Here is a 16,368-nt window from a genome sequence, read left to right on the forward strand (position 1 = left end):
CGCCGAAGGGAGAGACCGAACAGAACCTCGGCCTGATGCGGCAGATCGACGAGCAGTTCCTGGAGGCCCCGTTCTTGTATGTCCGTTTCCCGCTCTCGCTTCGAAATGTCGAGGACCTGCTCCACGAACGCGGCGTCGATGTGAGCCACGAAACGGTCCGATATTGGTGGCACAGGTTCGGACCGCTTTTCGCGGCCGAGATCCGCAAGCGTCGGAGTGAGGGAATGCAGTCCAGTCGCTGGTGGTGGCACCTCGACGAGATGTTTGTGAAAATCAACGGTGAACGCTGTTAGCTATGGCACGCGGTCGATCATGAAGGCGAGGTGCTCGAAAGCTTTGTGACCAAGACCCGGGACCGGAAGCCGCCATGAAATTCATAAGAAAAGCAATGCGCAAGCATGAGCGCGCAGATGAGATCGTGACCGACCGATTGCGCTCCTACTGGGCCGCGCTGAACGATCAGGGCGCCACCCATCGGCAGACCTGCGGTCACTGGCTCAACAACCGGGCAGAAAATTGACACCTGCCGTTCCGACGACGGGAAAGCGCCATGCGCCGGTTCCGGCGCATGCGAAGTTTCCGGAAGTTCGCGTCCGTCCACGTCTCAGCCTCAGATCATTTCAACCAGGAACGCAGCCTCTCGAGCCGCGGTCCTTTCGCGTCCATACAGTGCTGGCGGGACGCCCGAGCGGCGTAAATGATCCGGCTATGTCGTTGCGGGTGCTGTCTGTACGGATTTACGGGCGCAGTAGTCGCGAAGGATTTTCACCGCTTCGGAGTCGGGGTCGAGTACGGCCGGGTCGACACCGATCAGGGTAATGACCGCCTGCGCTTCGTTCTGCCAGTCGAGGACGGGTGCCGCGAGCGCGACGAGACCTGGGATGAAGTCCCCATCGACCGAGGCGTAGCCACGCTGGCGCAGCTTGGCCACGAGGCTGCGCAGGCCAGCGCGGCTTGGCGTCGCGTCGGGCAAGAGGAGGGGGTTGCGCGTGGCTCGGCGCAGCTCCTGGTCACGGATGCGGCCGATGGCGCCCTCCGGTGCCCAGGCTAGGAACCCGCGCCCTGTCGCAGAATTGAGCAGGGGCAGGGTCGTACCCAGCCCCATCGACGTGACGGCGGGCGATGCGCCGCGTTCCCAGCGGACGACCGTGGCGCCGTCGTTTCCCCAGACAGACAACAGGACGGTCATACCTGAGAGCGCTGCGAGGTCGGGCAGATCCTCGGCCGCATGGTTGACGAAGTCGTGCCGGGCCAGCGCGGAGAGGCCAAGATGGATCGCTTCCTTGCCGAGGTCATAGCGGCCGGAGCGTCCCTCCTGCTTGGCGAGCCCGGCGGCGACGAACGATGCGAGGTAGCGATGGACCTTGCTGCGAGGCATGCCGCAGTCGCGCGCGATGTCGGACAGCGATTGCGCCCCGTCCGCCCGTGCCATGTGCGCGAGCACGCCAAGCGCCGCATCAAGTGATTTCAGCCCGGGACCCGGGCCTTCGGTCTCAGCCATCCGCGTCACCTTTCTACCTTTTCAGCATTTCGTTCGTTTTCGCGCCGAACATAGCCGTGTCGCGGGATTTGAAAAGGCGACGGGCCTCATGTCTCTCGTCGGCGAACTGTACTCACCGTCCAGCCCGTGAAGCTGTTTGCAGCGGAGCGAGCCGGCTCGCCGTAAGTTCATGAACTCCATTCGTTTTTGGATCCGCGTCCAGCTTCCTGATCTTCTGGTAGACGAGTGGCCGCATAAGTTATTCCGTATTATGATACAAGTTGCACATTATGGAACTTTAGGTTACGCCTCATGAAATGTCGAGCGACTTGGGGAGAAGCGATGAGCGTATTGAAGACAGTTGAAATCCTGGGCGGCGGTCCTGCTGGCCTGTACACCGCGATCCTGCTGCGGCGCCTGATGCCTAGTGTTAAGGTCCGGGTGACCGAGCAGAACCCTGAAGGTGCAACATTCGGCTTCGGCGTCGTGTTCTCGGATCAGGCGCTGGAATTCCTGCGTGCCGACGACCCGGAGACCCATGACCTCGTCACGCCGCACATGGAGCGCTGGCGCAACATGACGCTGAACCTGCCCGGCGACACCGTCACGCTGGCCGGCGTGGGGTTCACCGCCATCGGACGGCTCGAGCTGATCGAGCTTCTGAAGGACCGGGCCCGGGGCCTGGGCGTCGAGATCCGGTTCAACACTCTGGTCGAGGACCTGGATACGCTTGAGGCCGATCTCGTGGTCGGCGCGGATGGCCTGAATTCGCTGGTCCGGCGAAGCTTCGAGGATACGTTCCGCCCCTCGATGGAATTCTTCGACAACCATTTCGCGTGGTTCGGGGTAGAAGTGCCGTTCGACACCCTTACCCAGACTTTCATCGAGACAGAGCACGGGCCGATGAACGCGCACCATTACCGGTTCTCGCCGGAACGTTCGACCTTCATCGTCGAATGCGAGGATGTGACGTTCGAGAAGTGGGGTTTCGCCGAGATGGGCGAGAACGAAAGTGCCAAGCTGTGCAGTGGCCTTTTCAGCGACGTGCTCAAGGGCGCGCAGCTAATCACGAACAAGTCGATGTGGCGGCAGTTTCCGCGCCTGTGGTGTGAAAGTTGGGTCGCCGGGCGGTACGTGCTGCTGGGCGACTCCGTGCATACGGCGCACTTCTCGATCGGATCGGGCACGCGGCTCGCGCTCGAGGATGCGATCGCGTTGGTCAAGTCACTCGAGGAATTCGACGACGTGGACGCAGCGCTCGCCGCCTACCAGGAACGCCGCCAGCCCATCGCGCGCAAGATCGTCAACGCTGCGAACACCTCGGCCTACTGGTACGAGACGTTCGGCGAGAAGATGCATCTCGATCCGTTGGACTTCGCACATGACTACCTGATGCGCTCGGGCCGGTTGTCCGAGGATCGGTTGCGTCAGATCGCGCCGGGCTTCGCCGCCCGATACGAGGCCGAGAAGGCCGCCACCGGCTGAGAGGCCGGTATCCGTCGCATCCGGGGTGAGCGGGCGCGGCGTATTTCAAATGGGAGGACAGGATGTCGGGAACGACAGACGCGCAGACTACTTCCATCGCTGACCCGGTCGCACAGGATGTGCCCGGCGCGTTGGAAATCGGCTTCGACAAAGCAGATCATCCGAACTGTTCGGATATCCTGTGGCAGAACCTCGACCGCAACCCCGACGCCATCGCGGTGAGCGGGCCGGCGGGAGACATGACATATCGCGACCTGGTCGCCGAAGCGTCGCGCTGGGGCAATGCCTTCGTCGGTGCTGGGCTGGAACGAGGCGAGCGGATCGCCTTCTTCCTCGACGACACGCCGGTGTTCCCGGCCGCCTTCTACGGCGCCGTGCGCGCGGGGCTTGTGCCGGTGCTCCTGAACACGCAGACGCGTGCGGATGTGCTGAACTATTTCCTCAGGGACAGCGGAGCGCGTGTCGCGTTGGTCGATGCCGCGCTTGCCGACATGTTCAGTGGCGACACAATCAAGGATACCGTGCTCGCCACCACCATCGTTGCGAACGGCTCGCCGGCCGAAGCCGGGCGCACGGCGGCAGATGCGTTTCTCGAAGGGCAATCGACGACGCTGGACGTAGCCGATACCGGTCCCGACGACATGGCCTTCTGGATGTATTCCTCGGGTTCTACGGGTCGGCCCAAGGGGATCGTCCATCTCCACCACGACGTGGCCTATATCGAGGCGAGTTTTGCCAGGAGGGTGCTCAAGCTGGCCACTGACGACATCTGTTATTCCGTGCCCAAGGCCTACTTCGCCTATGGCTTCGGAAACTCGTTGGTGTTTCCCTTCTCGATCGGGGCGACCTCGCTGCTCGTCCCCGGTCAGCCGCGACCTGACGTGGTGCTGGACGCGATCGAGGCCTACAAACCCACGGTGCTTTACGGCCTGCCAACGCTTTACACGGCGCTCGCCAACGCGCCGGACGTGAAGGCGCGTGACTTGTCGTCGATCCGGCAGTCGATGTCGGCGGCCGAAACCTTGTCTGCCGACATCTACAGCGCGTGGCAGGCGCTCGTGGGGCATGGCCCGACCGAAGGGCTCGGTTCGACCGAGATGCTGCACGTCTACCTGTCCAACACGCTTGACGATCACCGGCTGGGTTCGGCCGGGGCGCGGGTGCCGGGGTACGAAATCCGGCTCGAGACCGCGGATGGCGGCACTGTACAGCCCGGTGAAGAGGGTGTGATGCTTGTGCGGGGCCACTCCTCGGCGCCGACCTATTGGAACCGGCCGGACAAGACCGCCGACACGATGCGGGGCGATTGGATCTATACCGGCGACCGGTTCATCGAGAAGGACGGGTTCTACTATTTCCAGGGCCGTGCAGACGACCTCGTGAAGGTGTCGGGCCAGTGGGTATGGCCGCTCGAGGTCGAGCGCTGCATGAACGAGCACCCCGACGTTTACGAATGCGCGGTGTTAGCTGTGCAGCAGGAAGACAGGCGCACGGTGTTGCGCGCCGTTGTGGCTCTGCGCGACGGGGTCGAGGCCGGCGAGGCGGAGACGAAGGTTCTGCGCGATCACGTCAAGTCCGTGCTCACACCCTACAAGTCCCCGCGTCTGATCGAATTCGTCGAGGAGCTGCCCAAGACCGGGACCGGCAAGATCGACCGGCAGGCGCTGATGGGCACACCGACGACTGCTGACTGACACAAGTCACCAAAGGGAGGAAACGCGATGAAACTCATAAACCGAAATCTGTTCTCGACGCTGGCTGCCGTGGCTATGGTCACGAGCGGCGGTGCTGCGATGGCGCAGGTGTCGTCCTTTTCGACGCCCCCGCAGGGCTCCGTGTGGAATACCATGGCCAGCGTCATCTCTGGCGAGGCCCGCGAAAGCACCGACATGCGCCTTGTAGTGCAGCCCTACGGCGGCAACGCGCAGATGATGCAGGCCGTCAACGACCAGCTTGCAGAGTTCTCGCTCAATGATGTGAACGACGTCATCACTGCCGTTTCCGGCACGGGCGAGTACGACATGACGATGCCGAACCTGCGCGTCGTGGCTCGTATTAACCCATTCCCAGTGGGACTGTACGTCAAGGAAGACAGCGGCATGACCGCAGTGTCCGACCTCGCGGGCAAGAGCGTGCCCTCGGGATGGGATGCGTTTCCGATCGCACGCTCGCACATCTCGGCGATCCTCGCCGCAGGTGGGCTGAGCTGGGACGACGTCGACCAGGTGCCGGTACCGGAGCTGATCCGGGGCTCGGACGATATGGCGTCTGGCCGGGTCGACAGCGCGTTCTTCGCGGTCGGCGGCCCCAAGGTCGCAGAGGTCGACGCTTCGGTGGGAGGCGTGCGCTTTCTCACGGTCGAGGCGAACGACGAAACGCTCGCGAAGATCCAGGACGTGCGGCCTGCATTCTACTTCTCCGAGGTCGAGCCGGCGCCGGTGCGCGTTGGTGTGAAGGAGCCGATGGCCTTCGTCACCTGGGATAACGTGTTGGTCGCCGGCACCCACGTCCCGGATGAGCAGGTAGCCCAGCTGATGGAAGTGATCTTCGATCAACGGGAAGCTATCGCCGGAGCCTATCCGCCGCTCGGCGCGCTCAATCTCGAGACGGCATACAGGGAATATCCGGGCGTCGAATATCACCCCGGCGCGGTCGCCTTCTTCGAAAAGCGCGGTGTCGACATGGCTCCCGCCCAGTAACCCGAGAACGGGCGGGCCCCCGGGCCCGTCCGTCCGAAAGGAACCGACGTGCGCGAGAACACAGATATCGGAAACGATGCCCCCCGGCCCGGGCCGGTCGTCGGCGCGCTGGCTGGACTGCTGACGCTCGTGGCGGTGGGGCAGGCGGCCGACATCCCGTCGCGTCTGGGCTATTCCTATTACACCGAGCAGTTTCTCGCGCTCGTGCTGGGGCTGAGCCTCGCGCTCGTGTTCCTGATGCCCTGGCGCGCCAAGCATGCTGGGGGAGAGCGGTGCTCGCCCGGTCCGCTCGACTGGGTCCTGTCAGTCTTGGGCTTGGGTCTGTCGCTCTATGTCACCATGGCCTATCCCGGTCTTGTCGGCCGGGCCATGTCGCTGCCGTGGGACGCGCTCATCATCGGGATCGCGCTTTTCGTTCTGGTCCTCGAAGGCCTGCGCCGCACGGTTGGCTGGACGCTGGTGATCGTCGTGCTGGCGATCGTCGGCTACGGGCTGATCGGGCATCTCGTCCCCGGGGCGCTTCAGACCCGCGAGGTCGCGCCGCCGCGCTTGGCGGTCTATCTCGGCTTCGATCCAAACGGGCTACTCGGTCTGACGCTGGGTGTCGCGGCCACCGTGGTCGTCGCTTTCGTCTTTTTCGGCCAACTCCTGCTGCGCTCAGGCGGGGCGGACTTCTTCAATGATATCGCCATGGCCTCGATGGGCCACCGGCGCGGAGGCGCGGCCAAGATCTCGATCGTCGCCTCGGGCCTCTTCGGGTCGATCTCGGGCGTCGTGGTGTCGAACATTGTGGCGACCGGCGTGGTCACGATCCGGCTCATGGTTCAGTCGGGGTTCCGGCGATCGACGGCGGGCGCCGTCGAGGCGACCGCGTCGACCGGGGGGCAGATCGCGCCCCCGGTGATGGGAGCGGTCGCCTTCCTGATGGCGGATATCCTGCAGAGGCCCTACACCGAGATCGTCGTCGCGGCGATCGTGCCGGCGCTGCTGTACTACGTGGCGCTCTTCGTGCAGGCTGATCTTCAGGCCGCCAAGCAGGAGATCAAGCCGCTCGATACCGCCGACATGCCCGCGGTGGGCAGAGTGATTAAGAAGGGCTGGGTCTTCATCCTTCCCTTCGCGGCGATCATCCTCGCGCTCTTCTCGTTCAACCAGCGGGCCGAGACAGCCGCTCTCTGGGGCAGCCTCGGCGCGATCGTGATCGGGCTGGTGGTCGGCTACGGCAAGACGCGCATGAGCTTCCGTGACCTCTGGGGCGCCGCCGTCGAGACCGGGCGCTCGATCACGGAGATCATCATGATCTCGGCCGCTGCGGGGTTCATCATCGGGGTGCTAAACGTGACCGGCCTCGGCTTTGCCGCGACCTTCGCGCTCGTGGACCTCGGGCAGGGGAGCCTATTCCTCCTGCTTTTCATCTCGGCGCTGGTGTGCCTCGTGCTGGGCATGGGCATGCCAACGGTGGGCGTTTATCTCCTGCTCGCCGTGCTTATCGCGCCGTCGCTGGTGGAAACCGGGGTCGAGCCGATCGCCGCGCACCTGTTCATCTTCTATCTCGGCATGATGTCGATGGTGACGCCTCCGATCGGCATCGGCGCCTTCTTCGCGGCGACCATCGCCAACGCGCCGCCCATGAAGACGGCGTGGGAGGCGATGCGCTTCGGATGGACCGCCTACATCGTCCCGTTCCTGTTCGTTTTCTCGCCCGCACTGCTGCTGATCGGCGATCCGCTCGAGATCGTGCTGGCCGTCGGCTCGGCCGTGCTCGGGGTCTATGCCATCTCGGCGGCGTTCGTCGGCTGGATGCGCGGCGTGGTCGGGCTCGCGGCCCGCATCGCCATCGGGCTGGCCGGCGTGCTCCTGATCGTGCCTCCGGGCGTTGGCGGACTGGCCACCCTTTGGCTAAACGGCGCGGGGCTCATACTGCTCTTCGCGATGTGGCTTCTGGCGGCCTCGGGGCGACCGGCCCGGGCCGGCGCGCAAATGACCGATACCTGACAATCGAAGGATAAGACATGACTTACGTAATCGACCCTCCCGCACAGGCCAGCGTGGCCGTCAACGGCTCCGACGACCGCTTTCCGGTGCGCCGGATCTTCTGTGTCGGCCGCAACTATGCCGCCCATGCGCGCGAGATGGGCAAGGATCCCGACCGTGACTTGCCGTTCTTCTTCACCAAGCCGGCCGATGCCGTGCTGGATGACGCGCAGACCATGCCATATCCGCCCGAGACCGAGAACCTGCATTATGAGGCCGAGCTGATCGTGGCCATCGGCAAGGCGGGTGCGAATATCTCCGAGGATGACGCGCTGGACCATGTCTGGGGTTACGCGATCGGCAACGACCTGACGCGCCGCGACCTGCAGCTTCAGGCCCGCGAACAGGGACGTCCATGGGACTGGGGCAAGGCCTTCGACAACTCGGCCGTGATCGGTCCGCTCCATTCGGTCGACAAGGTTGGCCACCTGGAGCGCGGCGCGATCCGCCTCACGGTCAATGGGGAGACGAAGCAGGACAGCGACCTGGCCGCCCTGATCTGGAAGGTGCCGGAAGTCATCTCGATCCTGTCCCATTCCATTGCGCTCGCCCCCGGCGACCTCATCATGACCGGCACGCCCGAAGGCGTGGGCCCGCTTGTCGAAGGGGACGTCTGCAGGGTCGAGATCGAAGGCCTGGGTGCCATCGAGACCAAAATCGGGCCGAAAGTCTGAAATGGAGCGGTGAAAGAGATGGACCTGAAGCTGCACAACTTCTTTCGCTCGTCGACGTCGACCCGCGTAAGGGCGGCGCTGAACATCAAGGGACTGCCCTTCGAATACGTCCCCTACGTCCTTCGGGACGGCGAAACCCGTACGCCGGAGTATCTCGGCCGCAACCGGCAGGGGCTGGTGCCGACGCTCGAACGGGGCGACGGCGTGAACCTTACGCAATCGCTTGCGATCATCGAGTGGCTGGAAGAGGTGCGGCCGGAGCCCGCGCTCCTGCCCAAAGACATCGATGACCGGGCCTGGGTCCGGTCGCTTGCCTACATGGTCGCCTGCGAAATCCACCCGCTGAATAACCTGCGTGTCCTATTCCGTCTGCGCGACCAGTTCGGGGCCGACGAGGAGGCGCAGAAGAAATGGTTCACCCACTGGGTGATCTTGACCTTCGACGCATTCGAGGCAGAGCTCGTGGGAGCTGGGCAGTCCGGCACATGCTGCCTCGGCGATACTCCGACGCTGGCCGACATCTGCCTTTACGCGCAGGTCTGGAACAACAAGCGGTTCGGTATCCCGGTGGAGACCTGGCCGGCTATCGAACGGATCTTCAAGCATCTGGACGCGATCCCCGCGTTCGCGGATGCCGCGCCGCCCAAGCAGCCGGACGCGGCCCAAGCACAACCCGACAGGAGGGTCACATGAACGAAGAACTCAACCACGAGAATGTCGCCCACGGCATGCAGCCCGAGGAAAGTCCTGAACTTCGCGAGCTTTACGACAGCTTCGAGAACCTGAGCATCAAGCCTCTCTGGACCCAGCTGGGCGACCTGATGCCGGTGCACCCCAAATCGAAGGCGGTCCCGTACCTGTGGAAATGGGCCGAACTTCTGCCGTTGGCCGAGAAGGCGGGCGAGCTGGTTCCGGTGGGTCGAGGCGGCGAGCGCCGCGCGCTTGGCCTCGCGAATCCCGGGCTCGCGCCACACGCCTATATCTCGCCCACGCTCTGGGCCGCGATCCAGTATCTCGGGCCGCGAGAAACCGCGCCCGAGCATCGCCACTCGCAAAACGCCTTCCGCTTCGTGGTCGAGGGTGACGGGGTCTGGACGGTCGTGAACGGCGACCCGGTGCGCATGTCGCGAGGCGACCTGCTGCTCACCCCAGGCTGGCATTTCCACGGACACCACAACGACACCGACCACCCGATGGCGTGGATCGATGGGCTCGACATTCCCTTCAGCCAGCAGATGGACGTTGGCTTCTTCGAATTCGGCTCGGACCGCGTGACGGATTATGCGACCCCCAACCACTCGCGCGGTGAGCGTCTGTGGTGCCATCCCGGCCTGCGGCCCCTGTCGCAGTTGCAGGACACCGTGTCCTCACCCATCGGGGCTTATCGCTGGGAGTACACCGACCGGGCGCTGACAGAGCAGCTTCTGCTCGAGGATGAGGGGCATCCGGCCACGTTCGGACCAGGCCATGCCGCGATCCGCTACACCAACCCCACGACGGGCGGCGACGTGATGTCGACGATACGCTGCGAGTTCCACCGCCTGCGCGCAGGCACCGAGACTCCGGTGACGCAGGAGGTCGGCTCGTCCGTGTTCCAGGTGTTCGACGGCGAGGGCAGTGTCGTGCTCGACGGCGAAACCCGGAAACTTTCCAAGGGCGACATGTTCGTCGTGCCGTCGTGGATCACCTGGTCGTTGCAGGCCGAGACCCAGTTCGAGCTTTTCCGGTTCTCGGACGCGCCGATCATGGAACGGTTGAACTTCATGCGCACCAAGGTTTCGGGCGCGGATGACTGATGACGACGCCCGCGCGGCGCTCCGGGCCCGACGGGGCGCCGGGGCCCGCTACGACGCCGAGACCGCGCCCTCCGGGGACCTGCTCGTCGCGCGGCGCGCCACGGCGGACTTCGCGCGCTGTCTGAACCGGTTGTCGGATGATGAGCTGACGAAAGCCCGGCACCGCGTGATTGCCGAAGTCAGCCTTCAGGCCCGCGCCATGGCGCTCGCGGTCAAGGCCTTGCGCGCCCCGCTGACCGAAGAGGAGGAGGAATGGCGCCCTGATGTCGGGATGACGGTGACGTTGCCGGCCCATGCGCTGCGCTACCTGTTCGACCACTCGCAGATCCACCTCAACGTGGAGTGGCGCGACCTCGATGCGGCGGCGTGGGACGAGCGTGTCCACTTTCCCGGCTGGATCGATGCCGTTGGCCGGGTCACTCCGTCGATCCGGGCGCGGACGCTTTGGACGGCTGCGCAGAGCCTCGACACCGGGGTTCGGATTGCGGACCTTCCACCCGACATGCAACGGGATTTGCCCTGACCCTTCAGGGCGCACGCATTGCCGTCAGTCGAATGAGGCGCTCTTATTCGACAGCGAGACGCTGATGTTCAGCCGCCCCTCGTTCACAACCCATTTGTGGACCTTCGGGGTGCGCAGACCGGAGACGACGAAGGGGTCGCGCGCCGCGATGCGCTCGGCCTCTTCGAAAGACTTCGCGCGCAGGATTGTCACACCCTCGAAGGTCATTGTCCCGTCGCGGTCGTAGAGCGGTCCGGACAGGAAGAGGACGCCCGATTTCTCGAGCTCGATCATGTATAGCAGGTGATCCTTGAGGACCGGGCCGAGCTCCGACGGCTCCGCGGCCAGCTTGTTTTCGACGAGATAGAATTCCCGCGCCATCATCCGACCCAGGAGATCCTCGACTGTGTCTTCGGGTTCGCTCATGCCCGCTCTTCCTTATTGGCGTTCGATCCGGCGCGGCCCGTTCCGGCCTAGAGGTCGAGGAGTGAGCGACGCAGCATCAGTCGCGCGATCCGTCCATCCGCGTCGATGCTCGCGGCCGCCACGAACGGGCTCGGCGCGGCACCGGCCATTTTGAGGTATCCCATGATGACTTCACGCGATCCGTCGCGCGTGCTCATCGTGACGTGGTGCCCGGCCTTTTTCCTCAGAGCGGCCTTGGCGCGTGCCTCCAGAAAACCTGCGAAATCGTCCTTGTTGCCCTCGTTGGTCTTGTCGGGAAGACTGATTTCCCACTGAAAATCGTCCGACAGGCGCGCGAGAAGCGCCGAGCGACCTTCCTGAGAGGCGAGGCCTTCGTCCAGTCCGCTGTAAAAGGAGGCAAGCGGGCTTTCGATGTTCATGGTTTCTCCATTCGGTCGCAATTCGCGCAGATGAAACGGCTCGCGCATAATTTCTAACAAACATCGTAACTTGGAAATTTTCCGGGTCAAGTACAGGTTTGGCGTCTCCGGCGATGGTGTCGCGGCGTTCAAGGTCTCACTGCTGCTGGCGAAGCGCCTCGAGCGCCATTTCCTTCGTCACGTCGTAGTGCACGCGCAGGGCCTCGAGCGAAGCCTCCACGTCACGGTCGAGCACCGCATCCACGATCCTCTGGTGCTCCTTCGCCGGGTCGCGCGGGTTGGATTGCTCCGCGGTCTTGACCGCTCGCAAGATCCGGAACCGTTCGGCCTGATCGAACAGAAGGTCGGCAAGGTACATCTGCCACTCGGATTTGCTGGCCGAGAGGAGGGCCATGTGAAACGCCTTGTGATTGGCGGTCCAGACTTCGGCGTCCGGACCCTGCGACGTCGGGAACGGTGCGCGCGACAGGGCGTGGTAGGTGCCCACGACCCGGGTTTCCCAGGCGACGTCGCCGATTTCGATCGACCGTGCAAGGGCTGCGCCCTCGATTACGAGCCGCGTTTCCATGATGTCCACGACGTCATAGGCCCCGATGGGCGCGACGCGAAAGCCGCGCTGGCCCGAAGAGGTGACGAGTCTTTCGCTGGCCAGCCGGGACAGGGCCTCGCGGAGAGGGCTGATCCCGCAATCGTACGTTTTTCGCAGAGAGTCCGAGCGCAGGGCCGCACCGGGGGCGAGAACACCCCAGATGATGTCTGATCGCAACCTGCGATACACGGACTCTGCAATCGTCTTCGGCGGCGGTAAGCCCTCGGCAGCGACATGACCGGAGACACTTTTCATTCGATTTTCCTCAAAGCCAAGGTTTGGCGCTGACGCTTCGGACCTTTGGAGCTTACATCCGAAGTCCGGGCGATGGCACGATATCGTATCATGTCATGTCTCCAAAAGAGCACTTATGACCTTTTCCCGCGATAAGGGAAGGCTGCGGACAGGCCCTCCTAACGCATCCGCGACCGCGTTCGCTATGGCAGCTGTTGCTGGGCCCACGGCTACCTCGCCGGCACCGAGCGGCACGGGGTCGGGAGATGCGACGACCTCCAGCTCGATCTCGGGAAGATTGGTGAACCTCAGGATGGGATAGTCCTCCCAGCTTTGCGGCAGGGTTTCGTCGGCGGTGAGGCCGACTTCCTCGTACAATGCCCAGCTCATCGACTGGACGATTCCGCCCTCGATCTGGTTGCGCACCCCGTCCATGTTCACGACGCGCCCGGCGTCGGCGCAGCACCACAGTTTTTCGATCCGAACGTCGTGGTCGATGCTGATCTTCGCGACCATCGCGACATAGGCGGCGCGGTTCTTGTACCGGCTGTAGGCGATGCCCCATCCGGTGCCGTCGCCGCCTTCGGGCCGGTCGGCCCAGCCGGATCGTTCGGCGACGCGGCGCAGGACAGCGCTTGCCCGCTCTTCGCCCTCGAGAAGCGAGAGCCGGTAGTCAAGGGGATCCTCGTTCGCCCGCCGGGCCAGTTCGTCGATGAAGGATTCGATCGCGAACACGTTCAGGTGCGTGCCCAGCCCGCGCATTGCAGATGTCCTGAGGCCCGGTTGATCGACAAGCTTCAGGGCCGCGGCCTGGTTTGGAATGCCGTAGGGCGAGATCGCGTTGCGCAGGCCGCCGAGCCCATGCATCTCGGGCAGTTCAATGGGCGGCGACAGCGTTTCGATCTCATCGCGTAGCAGTTCGGCGAGCAGGGTGCCGCTAGGCGCCGTGCCGGGGCGCCGGGCGTGGGTGCCGCTTGCGATCTGGAGAGTCATCCAGTCCGGCCGGCCCGCTTCGTTCAGGCCCGCGCTGATTTCGACTTCGCCCGCGGTGGACAAGGGGGCGTGCGCGAATTCCTCGGCACGGGTCCACATCACCCGGATTGTCCGGCCGGGGAAATGCCGGGCGATCAGCGCGGCGTCGGCGGCCACGTCGTCTGCCCCGTTGTGGCCATAGCACCCGGCGCCCGCCGCATGGCGAACCTCGACGCGCTCCAGGCCGAGGTCCATCATGACCGCGATCGCGTCACGCAGCTGGTAGGGGCCCTGGCTCTGGCTCGTGACGGTCAAGTGGCCGTCCTCGCTCCAATGGGCGAGGGCGGTCACGCATCCGATAGAGCCGTGCATGAGATAGGGCCGCTCATAACGCGCGGTGACAGTTCCGGTGTCCGGGCTCGACTCGGCGGCCTCGCCGATCTCGATCGTCTCGCCCGGCAGGACGGCCAGCGCATCGGGCCGGAGTATCCCCGAGGTGAGCTCCGTCCCCCCGGTCCATTTCAGGCGTGGGATCATCCGTTGGGCCCGCCGGGTCAGGCGTAGCGGATCGTCATCGACGACCGCCACGAAACTGCCCTCGATCACCAGCGATGCGCGATCGTCCTCGGACAGCGCGTCGGTCATCAGCCGGGCGCCGAGGTGTGGGGGACGCAGCACCCGGGCGTGGAGCATATCGGGCGTGCGGATGTCCTGGATCATGCCGCCGCCACGTAGCTTCCGGGCGAGGTCGATGCGGGGCAGCGATGCCGGTTGGCGGTTGGCGCGGTGCGGCTGAGCGGGCTCGGCCACTTCGAAGTCCAGCCCGATATCTTCCGCGAGCGACCACAGCGTGTGATCCGTTTGTTCCCCGTCGCAGTGGAACGCGCCATCGGACAGCGTCACGTCACCGGGTGAGGCCCCCATGGAGGCGGCGACGCGGTCACGCATGACGGATATGCAGGTACCGCAGGCGGCTTCTATGGCGGTCCCTGCATGCGGGATGCTGAGGCTCCCGGCCGTGTACCCCTCGTTCGGTGTCGCGCCGGTGATGCCGGAAACGATCTCGATCCGTTCAGCGGGCAGGGCGAGGGTTTCGGATGCGATCTGGACGAGTGCGGTCAGAACGCCTTGGCCCAATTCGACCTTGCCGGTGCGGATCGTGACGGTCCCGGGTGTGGACAGGTCGATCCAGTCGCCGACCATTTTCGCAGACATGAGCGACGGTGAAATCATGGCTGGGCCACCGACAGGATCGCATCGACAATCCGTGGATGTGCGCCGCAGCGGCAAAGGTGCGGGTCGAGCGCTTCGAGAATGTCGGACCTTTCCGGCGACGGCGTGCGATCCAGGAGTGCCTTCGCCGACATGATGATTCCCGGCAGGCAGAAGGCGCATTGCGCTGCCTGATGCTCGAGCAGAGCGGCGATGAGCGGGTCGTCTTCACCAAGCCCCTCGACCGTCCGGATCTCGCTTCCGTCGAGCGAATCGACCAGGCGGGTACAGGCGAAAACAGGGGAGTCGTCGACCAGGACCATGCACGCTCCGCATTGTTCCTGACCGCATCCGAACCGCGTTCCCATCAGGCCGAGCCGCTCGCGCAGAACCTCGAGCAGAGTCGCATCGGTCGGGACTGTCACTGTCTCCGCGCGACCGTTGACCGTCAGGGTGAGGTTACAGGTTTCATCCAGAATACTTGGCATTACATCCTTCCCTTGGACCGGTCCGCCCGAGGGGCAGCCGACACTTTTCAATTTTTCCATCATTCTACAAAAATGAACAGAATGTCCAGATATTGGAAGTTGTGATAAATTTTCCAAAATATCTTGCTCACGAAACGCGACCCTCATACTGTGTCGTTAATGACCGGCTCCGGGAGGGCTGGCACCAATGTTCAGGCAAACGCTTGTGATTGACCCACGTGGGCCCGGGAACGCCGCGGTCGGAATGGGTCGCTAAGGGAGGAAAGACATGCGTATTACACATCTCATCGGCGCGGCTGCCGTCGTCACCGGCGCCACTTTCACGCCTGCGATGTCGGACACGTTCCGGCTGACCGTGGCAGGGGGGCAGGCGCCGCAGGCGCTGCCGTCGCTCGCTGCCGTTCAGGAGTTCTTCATTCCGGAGGTTCAGCGTCGTCTCGAAGAATCGGGGACCGGTCACGAAATCAGATTCCAGGAGGCTTATGCCGGGTCGCTTCTGAAGGCCGGCAGCGTGCTGCAGGGCGTCGCGGACGGGATCGCCGACATCGGCTACGTGCCGTCGATCTTCCATCCCGACAAGCTTCCGCTCGAACAGCTGAGTTTCGTCACCCCGTTCTGCACAACCGACGTGGCGGCCGTGACCGACGCGATGGAAAAGCTCTACGAAGACATTCCGGCGATGGCCGAGCAATACGACAAGTTCAACCAGGTGCGGCTGGCCGGAACCGGCGTCGATTCCTACGAACTGATCAGCAGCAAGCCCGTCCGGACCTTTGAAGACATGCGTGGCATGAAGATCGGCACCGCCGGGGCCGCGACCGCATGGATGAAGGGCGTCGACGTCGTGCCGGTGCAGTCCAACATGATGGAATACTACAACTCGACCCAGAGCGGCGTGTACGACGCGTTCATCATCATGCCGTCGACCATGCCGGGGATGAACTACGCCGAGGTCGCCCCTTACGTGACCGAGCTGAACTACGGCGCGATGTACGCTGCCGTTCTCACCATGAACAAAGACTCGCTCGCCGAGTTGCCCGAAGAAGTCCAGAAGATCATCCTGGAGGTCGGAAAGGAATACGGTAAGGTCGCCGACCAAGCCTATGAAACCGCTGGTGAAAAGGCGTTCGAGATCGTGGGCCAGATGGAGGGGACCGAGCGCATCGATTACCCCGCCGAAGAACGCACGGCATGGGCAAACGACATGGACAACCTCGCCAAGGAATGGGCCGCCGCGCAGGAGGCCGCCGGTCTTCCGGGGCGTGAGGTGCTCGAGGGCTACATGAACGCGCTGCGCGAGGCCGGCGTCACCTGCGAGCGCGACTGGGACAAAGAGTGATCTGATGGAGCCGGCCCGT

General features: G+C 64.1%; 15 protein-coding genes and 1 pseudogene. 10 read left to right on the forward strand and 6 right to left on the reverse strand.

Translation table 11 applies throughout. The features are described from left to right. Nucleotides 1-35 precede the first annotated feature (35 nt). Nucleotides 36-697 (forward strand): annotated as a pseudogene (locus GQE99_RS11605) (IS6 family transposase). Between the two features lie 9 nt (nt 698-706). On the opposite strand, the gene GQE99_RS11610 reads toward GQE99_RS11605, so the two are convergent. Further along, on the reverse strand, nt 707-1,501 hold the full coding sequence (locus GQE99_RS11610; protein ID WP_138421451.1) for an IclR family transcriptional regulator: 795 nt from the start codon (nt 1,499-1,501) through the stop codon (nt 707-709). 321 nt (nt 1,502-1,822) lie between these two features. On the opposite strand from GQE99_RS11610, the gene GQE99_RS11615 reads away from it, so the two are divergent. The 8 genes from GQE99_RS11615 to GQE99_RS11650 all read left to right on the forward strand — a co-directional run bounded on the left by GQE99_RS11615 (nt 1,823) and on the right by GQE99_RS11650 (nt 10,691). Further along, nucleotides 1,823-2,965, forward strand: coding sequence for an FAD-dependent monooxygenase (locus tag GQE99_RS11615; RefSeq protein ID WP_161351802.1), 1,143 nt, complete (start codon nt 1,823-1,825; stop codon nt 2,963-2,965). Between the two features lie 62 nt (nt 2,966-3,027). Further along, nucleotides 3,028-4,659, forward strand: coding sequence for a benzoate-CoA ligase family protein (locus GQE99_RS11620; protein WP_161351803.1), 1,632 nt, complete (start codon nt 3,028-3,030; stop codon nt 4,657-4,659). 27 nt (nt 4,660-4,686) lie between these two features. Continuing rightward, nucleotides 4,687-5,664, forward strand: coding sequence for a TAXI family TRAP transporter solute-binding subunit (locus tag GQE99_RS11625; RefSeq protein WP_161351804.1), 978 nt, complete (start codon nt 4,687-4,689; stop codon nt 5,662-5,664). Nucleotides 5,665-5,712: 48 nt separating this feature from the next. After that, nucleotides 5,713-7,659: a TRAP transporter permease gene (locus GQE99_RS11630; RefSeq protein ID WP_161351805.1), complete on the forward strand. Its 1,947-nt coding sequence runs from the start codon at nt 5,713-5,715 to the stop codon at nt 7,657-7,659. A gap of 17 nt (nt 7,660-7,676) precedes the next feature. Next, nucleotides 7,677-8,372: a fumarylacetoacetate hydrolase family protein gene (locus GQE99_RS11635; protein WP_161351806.1), complete on the forward strand. Its 696-nt coding sequence runs from the start codon at nt 7,677-7,679 to the stop codon at nt 8,370-8,372. An 18-nt stretch (nt 8,373-8,390) separates the two neighbouring features. Beyond that, nucleotides 8,391-9,065 carry a maleylacetoacetate isomerase gene (maiA, locus tag GQE99_RS11640; RefSeq protein WP_161351807.1) on the forward strand — a complete coding sequence of 225 codons (675 nt, stop codon included), beginning with the start codon at nt 8,391-8,393 and terminating at the stop codon, nt 9,063-9,065. Next, entirely contained in the window at nt 9,062-10,168 is a 1,107-nt protein-coding gene (locus GQE99_RS11645) for a cupin domain-containing protein (protein ID WP_161351808.1), read from the forward strand. Before maiA ends, GQE99_RS11645 begins: the two co-directional genes overlap by 4 nt. Further along, entirely contained in the window at nt 10,161-10,691 is a 531-nt protein-coding gene (locus tag GQE99_RS11650; RefSeq protein ID WP_161351809.1) for a DinB family protein, read from the forward strand. The genes GQE99_RS11645 and GQE99_RS11650 overlap by 8 nt, the downstream gene beginning before the upstream one ends. Nucleotides 10,692-10,715: 24 nt before the next feature. On the opposite strand, the gene GQE99_RS11655 is transcribed toward GQE99_RS11650, so the two are convergent. From GQE99_RS11655 to GQE99_RS11675, 5 genes are all read right to left on the reverse strand, one after another. Then, nucleotides 10,716-11,096 carry a YciI family protein gene (locus tag GQE99_RS11655; RefSeq protein WP_161351810.1) on the reverse strand — a complete coding sequence of 127 codons (381 nt, stop codon included), beginning with the start codon at nt 11,094-11,096 and terminating at the stop codon, nt 10,716-10,718. Between the two features lie 47 nt (nt 11,097-11,143). Then, nucleotides 11,144-11,515, reverse strand: coding sequence for a hypothetical protein (locus tag GQE99_RS11660; RefSeq protein ID WP_161351811.1), 372 nt, complete (start codon nt 11,513-11,515; stop codon nt 11,144-11,146). 136 nt (nt 11,516-11,651) lie between these two features. Further along, the gene (locus tag GQE99_RS11665; RefSeq protein WP_161351812.1) at nt 11,652-12,359 is read right to left on the reverse strand and encodes a GntR family transcriptional regulator; all 708 of its coding nucleotides are present in this window, start codon (nt 12,357-12,359) and stop codon (nt 11,652-11,654) included. A gap of 93 nt (nt 12,360-12,452) precedes the next feature. Continuing rightward, complete coding sequence (locus GQE99_RS11670; RefSeq protein ID WP_161351813.1) at nt 12,453-14,513, reverse strand: molybdopterin cofactor-binding domain-containing protein; 2,061 nt, start codon at nt 14,511-14,513, stop codon at nt 12,453-12,455. A gap of 26 nt (nt 14,514-14,539) precedes the next feature. Then, a complete protein-coding gene (locus GQE99_RS11675) occupies nt 14,540-15,073 on the reverse strand; it encodes a (2Fe-2S)-binding protein (RefSeq protein ID WP_235917205.1) in 534 nt (177 codons plus the stop codon). 205 nt (nt 15,074-15,278) lie between these two features. Here GQE99_RS11675 and GQE99_RS11680 point away from each other — a divergent pair, with 205 nt between their 5' ends. Beyond that, the gene (locus GQE99_RS11680; RefSeq protein ID WP_161351814.1) at nt 15,279-16,349 is read left to right on the forward strand and encodes a C4-dicarboxylate TRAP transporter substrate-binding protein; all 1,071 of its coding nucleotides are present in this window, start codon (nt 15,279-15,281) and stop codon (nt 16,347-16,349) included. Nucleotides 16,350-16,368: the final 19 nt, after the last annotated feature.

The organism is Maritimibacter harenae, from assembly GCF_009882975.1.
Classification (GTDB): Bacteria; Pseudomonadota; Alphaproteobacteria; order Rhodobacterales; family Rhodobacteraceae; genus Maritimibacter; species Maritimibacter harenae.

Excerpts from the sequence above, each read along its gene's own strand:
- GQE99_RS11610 (WP_138421451.1), bottom strand. The coding sequence starts at position 1,501 with ATGGCTGAGACCGAAGGCCCGGGTCCCGGGCTGAAATCACTTGATGCG.
- GQE99_RS11660 (WP_161351811.1), bottom strand. The coding sequence starts at position 11,515 with ATGAACATCGAAAGCCCGCTTGCCTCCTTTTACAGCGGACTGGACGAA.
- GQE99_RS11655 (WP_161351810.1), bottom strand. The coding sequence starts at position 11,096 with ATGAGCGAACCCGAAGACACAGTCGAGGATCTCCTGGGTCGGATGATG.
- GQE99_RS11670 (WP_161351813.1), bottom strand. The coding sequence starts at position 14,513 with ATGGTCGGCGACTGGATCGACCTGTCCACACCCGGGACCGTCACGATC.
- maiA (WP_161351807.1), top strand. The coding sequence starts at position 8,391 with ATGGACCTGAAGCTGCACAACTTCTTTCGCTCGTCGACGTCGACCCGC.
- GQE99_RS11625 (WP_161351804.1), top strand. The coding sequence starts at position 4,687 with ATGAAACTCATAAACCGAAATCTGTTCTCGACGCTGGCTGCCGTGGCT.
- GQE99_RS11650 (WP_161351809.1), top strand. The coding sequence starts at position 10,161 with ATGACTGATGACGACGCCCGCGCGGCGCTCCGGGCCCGACGGGGCGCC.
- GQE99_RS11665 (WP_161351812.1), bottom strand. The coding sequence starts at position 12,359 with ATGAAAAGTGTCTCCGGTCATGTCGCTGCCGAGGGCTTACCGCCGCCG.
- GQE99_RS11635 (WP_161351806.1), top strand. The coding sequence starts at position 7,677 with ATGACTTACGTAATCGACCCTCCCGCACAGGCCAGCGTGGCCGTCAAC.
- GQE99_RS11645 (WP_161351808.1), top strand. The coding sequence starts at position 9,062 with ATGAACGAAGAACTCAACCACGAGAATGTCGCCCACGGCATGCAGCCC.
- GQE99_RS11680 (WP_161351814.1), top strand. The coding sequence starts at position 15,279 with ATGCGTATTACACATCTCATCGGCGCGGCTGCCGTCGTCACCGGCGCC.
- GQE99_RS11620 (WP_161351803.1), top strand. The coding sequence starts at position 3,028 with ATGTCGGGAACGACAGACGCGCAGACTACTTCCATCGCTGACCCGGTC.
- GQE99_RS11675 (WP_235917205.1), bottom strand. The coding sequence starts at position 15,073 with ATGATGGAAAAATTGAAAAGTGTCGGCTGCCCCTCGGGCGGACCGGTC.
- GQE99_RS11615 (WP_161351802.1), top strand. The coding sequence starts at position 1,823 with ATGAGCGTATTGAAGACAGTTGAAATCCTGGGCGGCGGTCCTGCTGGC.